This is a genomic window from Verrucomicrobiia bacterium, from assembly GCA_019634625.1.
Classification (GTDB): Bacteria; Verrucomicrobiota; Verrucomicrobiia; order Limisphaerales; family CAIMTB01; genus CAIMTB01.
On sequence record JAHCBA010000015.1, the window covers coordinates 84,455 to 99,847 of the forward strand.

8 protein-coding genes are annotated in these 15,393 nt (G+C 64.0%); 6 read left to right on the top strand and 2 right to left on the bottom strand.

Annotation, left to right across the window (positions count from 1 at the left end):
• Positions 1 to 373 precede the first annotated feature (373 nt).
• The 3 genes from KF833_11105 (at position 374) to KF833_11115 (ending at position 3,856) form a co-directional block, all read left to right on the top strand.
• A complete protein-coding gene (locus tag KF833_11105; GenBank protein ID MBX3745844.1) occupies positions 374 to 1,291 on the top strand; it encodes a hypothetical protein in 918 nt (305 codons plus the stop codon).
• Positions 1,292 to 2,071: 780 nt separating this feature from the next.
• The gene (locus KF833_11110; GenBank protein MBX3745845.1) at positions 2,072 to 2,551 is read left to right on the top strand and encodes a VOC family protein; all 480 of its coding nucleotides are present in this window, start codon (positions 2,072 to 2,074) and stop codon (positions 2,549 to 2,551) included.
• Positions 2,552 to 3,277: 726 nt separating this feature from the next.
• A complete protein-coding gene (locus tag KF833_11115) occupies positions 3,278 to 3,856 on the top strand; it encodes an RNA polymerase subunit sigma (GenBank protein ID MBX3745846.1) in 579 nt (192 codons plus the stop codon).
• A 2-nt stretch (positions 3,857 to 3,858) separates the two neighbouring features.
• On the opposite strand, the gene KF833_11120 is transcribed toward KF833_11115, so the two are convergent.
• On the bottom strand, positions 3,859 to 4,152 hold the full coding sequence (locus tag KF833_11120) for a hypothetical protein (protein MBX3745847.1): 294 nt from the start codon (positions 4,150 to 4,152) through the stop codon (positions 3,859 to 3,861).
• A gap of 10 nt (positions 4,153 to 4,162) precedes the next feature.
• Here KF833_11120 and KF833_11125 point away from each other — a divergent pair, with 10 nt between their 5' ends.
• Together KF833_11125 and KF833_11130 are read left to right on the top strand one after the other, a co-directional pair.
• Positions 4,163 to 8,632, top strand: a complete 4,470-nt coding sequence (locus KF833_11125) for a protein kinase (protein MBX3745848.1) — start codon at positions 4,163 to 4,165, stop codon at positions 8,630 to 8,632.
• Positions 8,629 to 9,054, top strand: coding sequence for a hypothetical protein (locus tag KF833_11130; protein ID MBX3745849.1), 426 nt, complete (start codon positions 8,629 to 8,631; stop codon positions 9,052 to 9,054). Before KF833_11125 ends, KF833_11130 begins: the two co-directional genes overlap by 4 nt.
• Positions 9,055 to 9,443: 389 nt before the next feature.
• On the opposite strand, the gene KF833_11135 is transcribed toward KF833_11130, so the two are convergent.
• The gene (locus tag KF833_11135) at positions 9,444 to 10,814 is read right to left on the bottom strand and encodes an AAA family ATPase (protein MBX3745850.1); all 1,371 of its coding nucleotides are present in this window, start codon (positions 10,812 to 10,814) and stop codon (positions 9,444 to 9,446) included.
• 70 nt (positions 10,815 to 10,884) lie between these two features.
• Here KF833_11135 and KF833_11140 point away from each other — a divergent pair, with 70 nt between their 5' ends.
• Positions 10,885 to 15,282 carry a DUF4965 domain-containing protein gene (locus KF833_11140; protein MBX3745851.1) on the top strand — a complete coding sequence of 1,466 codons (4,398 nt, stop codon included), beginning with the start codon at positions 10,885 to 10,887 and terminating at the stop codon, positions 15,280 to 15,282.
• Positions 15,283 to 15,393: the final 111 nt, after the last annotated feature.

Below are 15,393 nucleotides of genomic sequence, written 5' to 3' on the forward strand. Positions count from 1 at the left end.
CTCGGACGGGCTTCCCCGGCGATCAGGCCTCTCTTCCCGTCCCGCCACCCACCCCCGACCGAACCCCCCGTCGCCCGTGCAGCATCCCCGGCATTCCCGCAGCTCCAATGGAACGAGCCGGCCCATCGCAATCCAAAACCGGATTCTCCCCACCAGGCCCCCCCCACAACCCCCTCGCACCCCGCCCAACCTCCCCCGCAGACATCATTCCACACCTGGGCCCACCCAGACCCCCTCACCCATCCTCAAACCTATCCGCCCGCCAGGAACTCACGGCTCACCTACCCCACCCAATCCATCATTGACAACCTCAAACCCTTTCTACAAGCCTATAGGCCAATCAACTTAGGGCACTTCTCAGCAAGAGTACCTAATGACCGAAAAGGATATAAAGCTACTCTGGGGACGTGCAGCGAACCTCTGCTCTATATGCCGCGTCGAGTTGTCGCAAACCCAAAGTCCCGCCAGCGGAGCCTTTGTCATTGGTGAGCAGGCGCATATCGTGGGTGAGAAACAGGACGCGCCACGCGGAAAAAGCCCGCTATCGGCAGAGGAGCGTGATGGATACCATAACCGGATTCTGCTTTGTCCCAACCATCACACAGAGATCGACAAGAACCAAGTTGAGTGGCCTGTCGAGCGACTTCATATTCGCAAGTCAGAGCACGAGCTCTGGGTTCGGGAGACTCTAACAAGCGTTGCAGACGCTAAAATGAAGGCCCAGCAGCTCGCAGTTTCCTCCATCATCGACTACACGGTCAAGGCCTGTCAGCTGGAGCGATGGAAGACATGGGCGAGTCAGATGCTTACACCTGATCCGGCACTCGAAAGAGAAATACCAGAGAATTGTTTTAAGTTGAGGCAGCGCATCGCCGCATCTATTTGGCCGAAGGAGTTTGATGAGCTAATGCGAGCCACGACATGCCTTGGTTGGCTGCTTCAGGCCGCATGCCAGAAGTTCTTGGAGCACGCTCAGCTCGAACAAACCCACTTTGTTTCGCAGCGATTCTACAAGAGTAAAGGGTATTGCTCTGACTATGACCTGCGTGTTCAAATGTACGAGGACTGGCTTCTTGAGTGCTCTAGGCTGATTAAGCGGGCGACATGCGCTGCCAATTGGTTTGCGGACGTAGTACGACGCGACATCAACCCATTATTCTTTACCGAGAGCGGCAAGTTTCTGGTCGAGGAGGGTCCGTGTGAGAGATTTCGATACTACGCAATCATGCCAGAGTTTACGACCGAGGAGAAGGCCCGCCTGCCAGGAACGATGACAGATCCATACGCATAACAGCCCTGAAGGTATGTAGAGAACGCGCGGCAGAGCGGGTCGGGGCGAGACTTCGGATCGGATGCGACGAGTCTGCTGATTGCCCCCGTGTTCCTTACATTCCAGTCCCGCGGACCCGGAAGAAGCCGATGCGTGGCGGGGCGCCCCCGGTTTCAGCGGAAACATTGCGAAACGTGTCAATACGCCCCTTCGCACCGAAGTGTTCGAGCGGCAGCAGCACCCGATCGGAGGGCCGCTGACCAAGTCCCGTGTCTCCCCGTCCGGTGTCCTGGCTTCAGCCGGCCACAGCCCCGCTCCAACCCCCCGGCTCCGGCCACCCACCGGGAAACCGCAGGGTCTCTGACATAGTCCCCAAGGAAGACCCGAGGTTTTTGGAAAGGATTTACAGGATCGACAGGATGCAGAAGAGCGGCGTTCCTGCCGGGTTTCGCGGTGGATCGAGCGCTCCATGTCTCCTTCTCCGCTCCATCCTGTTCATCCTGTTCATCCTGTCCAAGAGCCTCAGACCAGACCCCTCAGAGCCTTTTCAATCGTCCTGCACCAGATCTTCCGCGATGCGCTTCTGGATTGCGTGGGGAGAGGGCTTCCCTTAGGCATGGGAACCGTGATTGAGGCCGCTCCCGATCGCGGCGGCGGTCGGTGATCCGAGTCATCAGGCCGCTCAAGGATTTGTCCAGCGCCCAATGGAAATCGACCATTGCATGTCCTGAAGTCCCTCGCTCATTCGTCGCATCATTGAACGACACCAAGGCGATCAGCCTGATTACGAAGACCAATACCATGCCAAGTTCCATCCGCACCTGCCTCTGGTTCCATGACGGACGCGGCCGTGAGGCCGCCGAATACTACTGCTCCCTGATCCCAGGAAGCCGGATCGAGACGACCTTTCATGGCGACGCCGGACATGGTGCCTTCTCGGTGATCGACTTCTCGTTGGGCGGAGTACCCTACCAAATACTCGACGCCGGGCCGATGTTCACGCTGACTGAGGCGGTCTCGATTTCAGTTGCGACGGACAGCCAGGCCGAGACGGATCGCCTCTGGGCGGCGCTGACTGCGAACGGGGGTGAGGAAAGCCACTGCGGATGGCTCAAGGACCGCTTCGGGGTATCGTGGCAGATTTACCCAAAGCGGTTGACGGAGTTGACGACGAGTGCCGACAAGAATGTATCGTCCCAGGCGATGGCAGCCATGATGAAGCAGATGAAAATCGACATCGCCGTGATCGAAGCAGCGGTTCGTGGCCAAAAGAAGCTGTGATCGCTGTAGCCCACGGTCACCGGTGACCGGAGTACTGGAGGGACCGATTGCCGGAGCCATGACGCCAGGCAACGAGACGCCACTACACAAAACACCAACCACAAAGCGCGCCATGAAGACACCATCAAGAGTTGGACCTGGAGAGTTTCCTGCCCCGCTTCGCCGTCGTGGACACCGCGCGAGAGGCCGACGCCAAGCGGGCACGTGAGGTGTGCGCCGACGTGCAAGCGGGGGAAATCGTCATATTTGACAAGGCCTACGTCGATTTCCGGCACTTGTGGGACCTCCAGTGCCGGGGGGTGTTCTGGGTGACGCGAGCCAAGGAGAACATGGGCTGCGAGGTGCAGGAGTCCCTCCCGGTGGCCAGCGGGGCACGAGCGGTCCGGGACGAGTTGGTGGCGCCCAAGAGCCCGCGTTCGGCGAAGGCGTATCCGGACTTGCTGCGCCGGATCACCGCGTGGGTCGTAGTGGACGGAGGGGATCGGTTAATGACCTTCCTCACCAATCAAATGGACTGGAGCCCTCAGACCATTGTGGAACTCTACCGACGTGGCCAGGGCTTCCTCGACGGTGGTTTCCTCGATCATCCAATCCCCTCCGGAACGCGTGGGGAAATCGGCGGCCCAAGGGAGCCGGGAAAGGGCGGCGGAGTTTCCAAATCCACGATTCAGAGGCGGGACTTGACAGTATCGACCTCGGAGAACGAGCCTGAAATCGGCAGGAAGCTTGAGCGAGTTCACCCAAATCCTGGAACGTGTGGAACGTGGCGATCCCGAAGCTGCCGCGGGACTTTTCCCCATCGTTTACGAAGAACTCCGCCGTCTGGCGGCGCAGAAGATGGCCCGTGAAGCCGCTGGCCATACGCTCCAGCCCACCGCCCTCGTCCACGAGGCCTGGATCCGGTTGGTCGGCGGAGATGCCCCGACGTTTCACAATCGCGCCCATTTCTTCGGTGCGGCTGCCGAGGCGATGCGTCGCATCCTGGTCGAACACGCCCGGCGAAGGCTGGCCGCCAAACGCGGCGCCGGGATCCAGGTGATCGACCTGGATGGACTCGACCTTCCCACTCCTGTCGCCGCCGACGATCATTTGCTCGCCGTGAACGAGGCGTTGGAAAAATTCGCCTTGATCGACTCCCGCAAGGCCGAGCTGGTGAAGCTGCGGTACTTCGTCGGCTTGAGCTTCGAGGAAGCCGCCACGGCCCTGGGCATCGCCGTGCCCACCGCCAAGCAGTGGTGGGCCTACGCTCGGTCCTGGCTCTCGGTCGAGCTCAAGGGTGCCACCGCCGGAAAGCCATCCGGCTGAGTTCAGGCTTGGCGGCCCTTGGGCGTATGCGTGTCCCAAGTGCGCCCGGACTCCGGCTGCACATGGGTGAAGCCGGTGCCCGCCGGCGGGTTCGGGATGCGGATCAAATGGTCGCAGGCCGGGCACTGAATCTGCCGGCCCGCGTGGCAGGGATCGCACTTCAAGGGCTGATCGCAGTGGGAACAGTAGAATTTGAATTCGATGGTGTTCATGGCCTTCACCAGAGACATGCGTTCATTCGTCTCCAAAAGTATGTCGAAAATAACTCCATACTTTTCGCCCGGCGGATCACGCATGGAGAAACAGATGAACCATTCCACTATGCCATCGCCCCAGGAACGTGAGGCCGCCTTGTTCGCGCTGACCGCCGAGAAGCCCGTCGCCGAACGCCCGGCCTTTCTGGACGCGGTCTGCGGCCAGGACTCCGCCTTGCGCCAGCGCCTCGAAGCGCTGCTCGCCGCGCACGAGCAGCCAGCCACCGCGCTGGATGCGCCGACGGTACCCGCCCGCCCCACCCTCAAGCTCGACCTTCCCGAACCGCCCGACGAAGCCGTCGGCCAGACCCTTGGGCGATACAAACTCTTGGAGCGCGTCGGCGAAGGCGGGTGCGGCGTGGTGTATGTCGCCGAGCAGACCGAGCCGGTGCGGCGGCTCGTGGCGCTGAAGGTCATCAAGCTGGGCATGGACACCAAGCAGGTGGTGGCGCGGTTTGAGGCCGAGCGGCAGGCGTTGGCAATGATGGATCATCCCAACATCGCCAAGGTGCTGGATGCGGGGACGACCGACGTAGGTCGCCCCTATTTCGTCATGGAACTGGTGCGCGGCATCCCCATCACCCACTACTGCGACCAGGCCAACCTGAGCACCAAGGAGCGCCTCGACCTGTTCATCAAGGTCTGCCAGGCGATTCAGCACGCGCACCAGAAGGGGATCATCCACCGGGACATCAAGCCGTCGAACATCCTGGTGACGCTACATGACGGCGTGCCGGTGCCCAAGGTGATCGACTTCGGCATCGCCAAGGCGACGGAAGGCCGGCTGACGGACAACACGGTTTACACGCAGTTGCACCAGTTCATCGGCACGCCGGCTTACATGAGTCCGGAGCAGGCGGAGATGAGCGGGTTGGACATTGATACGCGCTCGGACATCTACAGCCTGGGCGTATTGCTCTACGAACTGCTGGCCGGCAGCACGCCGTTCGATGCGAAGGAATTGATGTCGCAAGGCATTGATGTGATGCGGAAGACGATCCGGGAGAAGGAACCGCAACGACCCAGCACGCGCCTCGCAACTCTCGGAGCCGATCAACTCACCACCACGGCCAGACGCCGCTCCGCTGACACCGCGAAGCTGCTCCATCAGCTCAAGGGCGACCTCGATTGGATCGTGATGAAGTGCCTGGAGAAGGACCGCACCCGGCGCTACGAGTCGGCTAGTGGCTTGGCAGCGGATCTCAAACGTCACTTGGAAAACGAACCGGTGGTCGCGCGTCCGCCCAGCCAGCTTTACCGCTTTCAGAAAGCCTACCGGCGCAACCGGCTGGCCTTCACGGCGGCGGCCTGCGTGCTGGTGTCACTGGTCGGCGCCCTGGTGTTCATCGGGATGGCGGCACAACGCGAGGGCCGGGCGCACATGCATGAGTCCATCCAGCGAAACCTGGCGGAGCAGCGGCGACAGGAAGCCGAAGCCGCGCGGACACTTGCCGAAAACGCCCAGGCCAAGGAGGCGGGCGAACGCCAGCGCGCGGAAGCCAGCGAGCGGGCCACGCGCGAACTGCTCTACTCCGCCAACATGGGTCTGGCCCAGACGGCCTGGGAAGAAGGCGACATCGGAAGATTGCAGGGTTTGCTCGCGCAGACCCGTGACGATCCCCAGCGAGGATTCGAGTGGTTCTACTGGGCACGCCAGCTTCATCGCGACTCGCTGACCTTTCGCGAACACCGGGGAGTTCCTCGCAGGCCGGAATTTTCGCCCGACGGACAATGGATCGCCAGCAGTGGCGACGACTTACGCTTGAAGATCTGGAGCGCCACGGATGGCCAGGTGCGGCACGATGTGAAGCTCGACCAGTTGTTGTCCGGCCTGGCTTTCTCTCCGGACGGAGGCCGCCTCGCCACCGCAACCCAGCGGCCGTGGAAGCTGCAACTGTGGGACGCGCTCACCGGTCAGATCCTCCGCGAGATCAAGGTGGACACCACCAACGCAGTGCGGAATCTGGCCTGGTCGCCGGAGGGTTCGCGCATCATCGGCGTGGACACCCGTGCGGTGTGGCTCTGGGACGCTTCCACCAACCAGGAATTGCGTCGCATTACCAACTATCACGGTGAGGCCGTCCTGACCTGGTTCTCGCCCGAAGGCCGGCCTCAGATCGCGGTGCGAGACGAAACCGGTTACCAGCTTCAGGACGTTGCCACGGGGGAGGCGTTGGCGCGGTTCGATGCGCCCGGCGCGGTCAGCGAAACGATCTCCCGCGACCTGAGCCGTTTCGCCGCGTCGGCCGACAATGGCGTCATCAGCCTGTTCGAGGTCCGCACGGGGCGTGAGTTGCGCCAGTGGCGCGGCAGCGAAGGGCCGACGTGGCTGTTGCGACTGTCCCCCGACGGCAAGTATCTCGCCACCACGGAAGGGAACGGGACCATCCGGCTCCGTGATACCGACTCCGGCGAGGAACTCGGCACGTTGAAAGGCCATAGCCGGCAAATCTTCGGACTGGCCTTCTCGCCCGACGGCCAAAGGCTGGTGTCCGCGAGCGGCGACGAAACGATCCGGGTTTGGGATTGGCCTGGTTTGATGGAGCCGGCTTCGTTGTTTGCAAGGCATCCTCGTTTGCAGGTTTTCTTGAGCAGCGATGGCTCCCGGGCGGTCGTCGTGACCAATCGCACACCGGGGTTCAGGGGCTGGGTCTTTGGCCTTCCCAACCGTCGCAACCCGGATCAGCCGTTTGACGTGGAAGCTCGCGTCGTGGACACCCGCACGGGGCAGACGCAAGCGGTGCTGCCGGGACTGACCGGCGGGGTCGTGCAGTTCACGCCGGATGGGCGGCGCGTGGCCGGCGTCAGCACCAACCTGTCACGTGCGCAGGTGTGGGATGCGCTGACGGGTCGTGTATTGGTCACCTTAGATGCAGGGACCAACCTGATCGCCGACTTCAGGCTTTCGCCGGATGGCCGGCAAATCGTCACCGTCGAACGGCACCCCTCCCAGCTGCTGCCCGATGTGGTGAAGCTCTGGGACTCCATCACTGGGAAGATCCGATTTTCCCTCAAAGAAGTTCCAACACCTGCCATTCCGCTGGCCTTCTCCGCCGACAGCCGAAGGCTCCTGACCGGTGCCCCCTTTGATCCGTTCGCCGTCGTCTGGAACACCATGACCGGACAGGAGGAATCTCGAATCGAGGCCACGGCCCTTTCAGGAGTCGTTTTCGGTGCGTTCTCGCCCGACGGAGAGCGTGTCATCATGGCCAGCTTCCTGGACGCGATGATGCGGGTCCGGTCCATGCGATCGCCGGGAGCCGGGACGGATGCCGGATTCGTGCTTCACAGCCGGATCGTCGGTCCAAATCCGGCATTTTCTCCTGATGGTCACCGCATTCTGTCGGAAACCGAAGATAAGGCGAAGCTTTGGGATGCCGCCACCGGTCGCGAGATGCTGACCTTGAAGACTCCGCCGTATGCGCGTTGCCAGTTCACCCCCGATGGCCAGGCGGTCATCAGTGCGCGCCCCGATGGCACCCTCCTCCGGTGGGACATCGCCACGCCGGCCCAGGTCGCCGCGTGGGAGGCGGAGGAGGACGTCGGAACCCTCCGGAAAATGGCCGCCACGGCACGCAACTCCACCAGTTCGCTGCTGCGTTCACGCCGTTACACGGAACTGGAGACGACCAGTCGCGAGATGTTGAAGTCGCTACAGACGCGCTCTGGAGCGGAACCAGCGGAGTATGTCGAATTCACACTACGACTCGCCACCGCCCTGCTTTCACATGCTGTTGAAGCTGACGCCAAAGGCGAAAAGGACCGGGCGGAAACTCTCAAGGTGGAAGCCGGGGAGCTATTGCGCGGTATCGCCAACGAGCGGCTCGACGCTTACCTGCGGACTGATCCCGGATATGAAATGGGAGATTTCCTGGGGCAGGCGGGACACTGGTCGCAAACCGAAGCGTTCGTGAGGCGAATTAGTGAAACCGTGCCGACCAACAGCATCCCGTGGAAACTTCGCGCCACGTTGCTGGCCAGGATGGGAAACGAACCGGAATTCGCGAAAGTGCGTGACAACCTGCTCGAACTGCTCCCCGGACTGACCAACACAGCTCACCTGGCCTGGGGAATCAGAGCCGTGGCGCTCCGACCGCTTGATGCGTCCACAGCGGCGACCGTCGAGCGCCTGGCGAACCGGAAGCTCGAGCTGGACCAGGACGAATACTCTGAATCCTGGCTTCCTCTCGCCCAGGCTTTGGCGCGCTATCGGAACAGAGATTTTGCCGGCGCGCTGACGTCCGTTCAAAAGGCCGCGGCCGCTACCGATCATGCGAGCTTCGAGACGACGCTGCACGCGGTGACAGCGTTGGTCCGCTATCAGCTTGGCCAGCGCCAGGAAGCCAGCGCCGCACTCAACGACGGCGCAGCGCTGCTGAAAGAGAACTGGTTTTCACCCGAGCGGGGGGCGTTGGAAGGCGACGGGTGGTGGATCGACTGGCTCTCCGCCCACATTCTGCTCCAGGAAGCCAGGGAGCTGATCGAGGGACAGCGCACGAATCCTGAGGCACTGAAACCATGAATCCCTCCCGCGAAGAAGCCCTGTTTGCGTTGGCGCTGGAAAAACTGGCGGAGAAACGCGCCGCCTTTCTGGACGCCATCCGGCTCCTCGAAGACCTCATTGAGAAACAGCGCCAGGTGCTCGGAAGGCAAGCCGCATACGAGTCGAATCGCGACGCCATGCCGGCGCGATTCGGCTCGACGACGAACGCGCAAACTGCAAACCGCGTGGCGAAGATGTGCTTGCTGCAGCCGCTGTACGCCGGTCAACGCATGCCGGCCGTGGAACTGGCCGATCATGGCGTCCGACTCGGAGAAAACTCCCAGTCGCTCAGATGGTGTCTGTTCGCGCAGTCCCTGGCTCGATACGTCCTGATCGCACACATGCCCCTGCGCGAGGCTGGTGCGCTCATCCCGGGCGATATTGATGAGAGGAAACCATGAACTCATTCCAAATGATCCCTTGTGCCATTGCCATTCTGGCCACGCTGTTATTACCGCTGCGCGCCTTTGCACGAGACGTGTCGGTCCGTATTCCGGATCCGGCGCTCGAAGCGGCAATTCGGGCGGCGCTGAATAATCCCCCTCGGGACATCACACGGGCGGACATGGAAGACCTCACGGTGTTGGACGCCAGCCGGGATCGTACTTATCCGCCGACTTCCGCTCCCATCGCCTCCCTGGAAGGGCTCGAACTCGCCACAAACCTGGTCGTGCTCAAGCTCGACGGATCATCGCTGCTTTTTCCCATGGGGAATGAAACCGCGGCGCTGAGCGTGAGTGACCTCTCGCGTCTCTCCTCTTTGACGAAACTGGAATCGTTGTCTCTTGCACTAAACCAGTTCACGACCATCCGATTGCCGGACGGGATGAGCAGCCTCCGAACGCTGGTGCTGGAGGGGAATCAGCAATCTGACCCTGCCGCCGAATCTCAGCAGCCTCCGCACGCTCGACCTGGGTTTGAATCGGCTCACGAATTTCCCGTGGGTTGTGACCAACCTGACGGAGTTGGCGTTTTGGGGCCATCCGATTCGCGATTTCAGTTTTCTGCGCAATCTCCCGGCCCTTCGAAGGGTGAGATTTTCCTCGACAGGCATGACAGCCGGGAACGCCGTCGATGTGATGGCTGCGTTGCCGGAACTGCGCGAACTTGCCATCGGTTTAAACCCGCTGGGTGCCTTCACGCTGCCGGCGCACTTAGCCGCTCTCGAAAGATTGGACCTGCGCAGCTCGGAACTCACCAGCCTTGATCTGCCGCCGGAAATGACATCTCTGCGAAGGCTTGAACTGGATGGAAACTCATTGAGCCACATCCGCCTGCCCGCCAAGCGTAAACGCCGAAACCGGTCTGGACGCCCGCTTCCACCAATCCTTTCGGCGGCGCGCCAAACTCGGAGCGCCAGCGTTCCGACGCCTTCACCTCGATGCCCACCGAGCGTTTGGCGCGCGTCCAGATGAAGTCCACTTTGCTGCCGTGCGGCGTGCGCCAGTAGTGAAGCTGGCCGCCGGTGTTGTGAGACGCCATCGCCGCGCGCAACTCGTGCAGCACCCAGGTCTCCAACAGGAAGCCGCGCTCGCTTCCTTCGAGAGGTTCGCGTAGTGCGCACCAGCGCCTCCTGCTGGATTTCCTCGCGGATGTAGTTCGACACGTAGGCGTCCAGCACATCGAGCGCGTGCTCCGGTTCGGCGTGAATCTGCGGCAGCAAACCGAAACGCAACACGCGGTCGAGGTCGAAGTCGTGATTCAGCTCGGAGGCGGTGAGCGGGAAGAACTGGCGGTTGACGGCGCGGCCGGCGAGGAGGTTCACGTCCAGGCGCTTGAGCCTGCACGCGCTGGAGCCGCTCAAGGCAAAGCGGTATTTGCGGCCAGTCTCCGCGATCAGCGCATGGACTTCGTTCAACAGGCTGGGCAGGCGTTGCACCTCGTCCACCACCACCCAGCCGCCCTGCGGACGCGCCTCGACCTGCTGCCTGAAGGACTCGGGCTGGCGCGTCAACCCGAGCAGCGTATGCGTGCGGAGCAGATCGAACCACACCGCGTCCGGCAATACCTGCCGCAGCCAGGTGCTCTTGCCTGTGCCGCGCGGGCCGAACAGGAAGAACGAATGATCAGGAACCGGATAACGCCGCAGAAACATCGCCGGCAGATTGCCGGTAAAAATGCTGGCGAGTAATACATGATTATCAACCCATGAACCCTTCATCAGAAGAGGCCCTGTCGAATTTGCCACAAATCGCTGGCCGAAACCCTCTACCCTGTGGCGACCGTGTGGCATGCGTGCACCCATCGCGCCCCGCCGGAAAGGATTCCCCGTTGTCGCTGTCGCTTGCGCTGCCCTGACCTTCCTCGTCGCCTCCAGCCCCCGGGCCGCCGATGCCTGGTCTCCCGCCAAGGGGCCCCTCCTCACCCGCTGGGCCGCTGACGTCCATCCCGACCGGGTTCACCCCGAATACCCGCGCCCCCAGCAGACCCGTCCCGACTGGCTCAACCTCAATGGTCTCTGGGACTACTCGATCGCCCCCAGGGACGCCTCCCAACCCGGGGCCTGGGACGGCCGGATCCTGGTCCCCTTCCCCATCGAGTCCGCCCTCTCGGGCGTCGCCAGGTCCGTCGGCCCCGACCAACGCCTCTGGTACCGCCGCACCTTTGAACGACCGATCGCCTGGAATGACCGTCGCCTCCTCCTCCACTTCGGCGCCGTGGATTGGGAAACCACGGTCTGGGTGAACGGCCGGGAAATCGGTTCCCACCGCGGCGGCTATGACGCCTTCTCCTTCGACATCACCGAGGCGCTCCGGCCGACCGGCCCCCAGGAACTCGTCGTCGCCGTCTGGGACCCCTCCGACGCCGGCTATCAGCCTCGCGGCAAACAGGTTCGTGAGCCCCACGCCATCTGGTACACCCCCACCACCGGGATCTGGCAGACCGTGTGGCTGGAACCGGTCCCCCACACCGCCATCGAGTCCCTGCGCATCACCCCCAACTACGACGAAGGCACCGTCACCCTCGAAGCCCGGATCCGTTCCTGGGAAGAATCCCCGGCTCCCGCTTCGGTCCGGTTCGTCGCCCTCGAGGGCAACCGCCGCGTCGCCTCCGAAACCGCCCGCGTCCTTCCAGGCGCCGACGGCTCCCCCGCCATCGCCCGCGCCACCCTCACCCTCCCCGATCCCAAGTCATGGTCGCCGGACTCCCCCTTTCTCTACGATCTCCGCGCCGTCCTGCGCCGCGACCGTCGCCCCGTGGACCGCGTCGCCTCCTACTTCGGCCTCCGCAAGATCGAACTCGCCCAGGATGCCGAAGGCACGCCCCGCCTCTTCCTCAATGGCGAACCCCTTTTCCAGTTCGGCCCTCTCGACCAGGGCTTCTGGCCCGACGGACTCTACACCGCGCCCACCGACGAAGCCCTGCGCTACGACATCGAGGTGACCCGCCAGTTCGGGTTCAACATGGCCCGCAAGCACGTCAAGATTGAACCGGCCCGCTGGTATTACTGGGCCGACCGCCTCGGCCTCCTCGTCTGGCAGGACATGCCCAGCGGGGACCGCTACATCGGCAGCCGCGACCCCGACATCACCCGCTCCCCCGAATCCGGAGCCCAGTTCGAAGCCGAACTCCGCGCCATGGTGGACGGCTTCTACAACCATCCCTCCATCGTCATGTGGGTCCCCTACAACGAAGGCTGGGGCCAGTGGGACACCTGCCGCATCGCCGACCTCGTCCGCTCCTGGGACCCCACCCGCCTCGTCAACAGCGCCTCCGGCTGGACCGACCGCGGCTGCGGAGACGTCCACGACATCCACGCCTATCCCGGCCCCGCCGTGCCCCCCGTCGAAGCCCGGCGCGCCGTGGTCCTCGGCGAATTCGGCGGCCTCGGCCTCCCCATCGCCGGCCATACCTGGCAGGACGAGCGGAACTGGGGCTATCGCAGTTACACCACCCGGGAAGACCTCACCGAAGCCTACCTCGCCCTCATCCGGAAACTCCATCCCCTCACCGGCACCCCCGGCCTGGCCGCCGCCGTGTACACCCAGACCACCGATGTCGAAATCGAGGTCAACGGTCTCCTCACCTACGACCGCGCCATCCTCAAGTTCGACCCCGCCCTCCTCGCTCCCATCCACCGCACCCTCTACACCCCGCCCGAACCGCGCCAGCAGACCGACACCACCCAGCTCATCCCGCCCTCCACCCCGCTCGTCGTCTGCGATCCCTACTTCAGCATCTGGTCCCCCGCCGACCGTCTCGCCGACGAAGACACTGTCCATTGGACCGGCCGGCCCCACCGGCTGACCGTCCTCGCCCGCATCGACGGTCGCACCTTCCGTCTGCTCGGCCCCAACCCGCCGGAACTGCCGCCCCTGCCCCAGACCGCCCTGGAAGTCCTGCCCACCCGCACCATCGCCACCTTCGCCGGCGCCGGAGTCGAAATCACCCTGACCTTCCTGACCCCCATGCTGCCGGAGGACCTTGACCTCCTCTCCCGTCCTGTCACCCACGTCACCTGGGACATCCGGGCCACCCGGGCCGCACCGCGCCGCGTTCAGTTGCTCTTCGAAGCCGCGGCGGAAATCGCCGTCCACGAACCCCGTCAGGAAGTCCAGTGGTCCACCGTCCAGGCCGGAACCGTTTCCGCCCTCCGCGTCGGCACCACCCACCAACCCGTCCTCGCCCGGCGCGGCGACGATGTCCGCATCGACTGGGGCCACCTCTACCTCGCGGCCGCGGACTCCCAGCAGCCGACATTGCGCATCCTGCCCACCCACGCCGCCCGCGCCGCCTTTATCCAGGGTGGCCAGATCCCCTCCGCCGGGCCTGAACCGGCTCCCGCGTCCGCCGCCACCGCCCCCGCAGGCTTCGCCCACTTCGACCTCGGCCTGGTGGGCCCCGAACCGCAGTCCCGATGGCTCCTGCTCGCCTACGATGACGAATACTCGATCCAGTACATGAAGCGGAACCTCCGTCCGTACTGGCGCCGGGATGGCACCGACGCCGCCGCCCTGCTCGAACGTTCCGCCGCCGAACATGACTCCCTCGTCGCCCGATGCCGCGCCTTCGATGACGAACTGATGTCCGATCTCACCCGCGTCGGCGGGCTGCCCTATGCCCAACTCGCCGCCCTCGCCTACCGCCAGGGCTTCGCCGCCAGCAAGTTCGTCGCCGACGACCACGGCCAGCCCATCTCCTTCTCGAAGGAGAACTTCAGCAACGGCTGCATCGGCACCTCGGATGTCTTCTATCCCATGGCGCCCCAGTTCCTTCTCTTCGGCTCCTCCGCCGCCCGGTCGTTCCTCGTGCCCTTCATGAACTACGCCGTCAGCGAACGCTGGAAGTTCCCCTTCGCCCCCCATGACCTCGGCACCTATCCCCACGCCAACGGCCAGGTCTATGGCGGCGGCGAACACTCCGAGGAAAACCAGATGCCCGTCGAGGAATGCGGCAACCTCCTCATCCTCATGGCCGCCGTCGCCCACCTCGAAGACAGCGCTGAATTCGCCGAACCCTGGTGGCCCACCCTCACCCGCTGGGCCGGATACCTCCGCGAACACGGCTACGACCCCGCCCATCAGCTCTGTACCGACGACTTCGCAGGGCACCTCGCCCGCAATGTCAACCTCAGCGCCAAGGCCATCGTCGCCCTCGGCGCCTTCGCCCAACTCGCCGATCGTCGCGGCGATTCCGCCCTCGCCGCCGAATACCGCGAGGTCGCCCGCACCTTCGCCGCCCGCTGGGTCGAAGACGCCCGCGACCCCACCCATTACCGGCTCACCTTCGACCGCCCCGGCACCTGGAGCCAGAAGTACAACCTCGTCTGGGACCGTCTCCTCAACCTCAACCTGTTCCCCGACTCCGTCCGCCGCCTCGAGATGGACCACTACCTCAGTGTCCAGAATGCCTACGGTCTCCCCCTCGATAACCGGGCCGATTACACCAAGCTCGATTGGATCCTCTGGTCCGCCACCCTGACCCGCGACCGCTCCGACTTCGAGGCCCTGGTCGATCCCGTCGTCCGCTGGCTCAACGAAACCCCCCAGCGCGTTCCCATGAGCGACTGGTACGACACCCGCAACGCCCGCCAGATCGGCTTCCAGGCCCGTCCCGTCGTCGGCGGCGTCTTCCTCGAAATGCTCTACCACCCGGAACTCTGGTCCAAATACGCCAGCCGCGACCGTACCCGCGCCACCGGCTACGCCCCCATGCCCGTCCCCCCGCGTGTCATCCCCGTCCTCCCCACCGCCCGCGATGAAGCCCCCCCGTGGCGCCACACCACCCGACGGCCCCAGGCCCATTGGATGGACCCCGGCTTCGACGACGCCTCCTGGGAACTCGCCCCCGCCGGTTTCGGCACCCGCGGCACCCCGGGCGCCATCGTCCGCACCGAATGGAACACCCCCAACATCTGGATCCGTCGCACCTTCGATCTCCCGTCCGACCTCCCCACCGACGGGCTCCACCTGCACCTCCACCACGACGAGGACGTCCGCGTGTACCTCAACGGACGCCTCATCCTCGAACGGTCCGGTTACACCACCGACTACGAGACCATCCCCCTCACCCCCGCCGCCATCGAAGCCCTCCGGCCTGGCCTCAACATCCTCGCCATCCACTGCCGCCAGACCGGCGGCGGCCAGTACATCGACGCCGGCCTCGCCCGCGTCGAGTTCGTCCGCTGAACCGGCGGCAACCGGACCGGGCCCGACAACACCCGAACGGCGGGAGGGATCGATCGCGCCAAAGCACCCTGCGGGCAGGGCACGACACCCGTGCCCACCCACCCGCGGGCG

Excerpts from the sequence above, each read along its gene's own strand:
- KF833_11110 (MBX3745845.1), top strand. The coding sequence starts at position 2,072 with ATGCCAAGTTCCATCCGCACCTGCCTCTGGTTCCATGACGGACGCGGC.
- KF833_11135 (MBX3745850.1), bottom strand. The coding sequence starts at position 10,814 with ATGAAGGGTTCATGGGTTGATAATCATGTATTACTCGCCAGCATTTTT.
- KF833_11120 (MBX3745847.1), bottom strand. The coding sequence starts at position 4,152 with ATGCGTGATCCGCCGGGCGAAAAGTATGGAGTTATTTTCGACATACTT.
- KF833_11105 (MBX3745844.1), top strand. The coding sequence starts at position 374 with ATGACCGAAAAGGATATAAAGCTACTCTGGGGACGTGCAGCGAACCTC.
- KF833_11125 (MBX3745848.1), top strand. The coding sequence starts at position 4,163 with ATGAACCATTCCACTATGCCATCGCCCCAGGAACGTGAGGCCGCCTTG.
- KF833_11140 (MBX3745851.1), top strand. The coding sequence starts at position 10,885 with ATGCGTGCACCCATCGCGCCCCGCCGGAAAGGATTCCCCGTTGTCGCT.
- KF833_11130 (MBX3745849.1), top strand. The coding sequence starts at position 8,629 with ATGAATCCCTCCCGCGAAGAAGCCCTGTTTGCGTTGGCGCTGGAAAAA.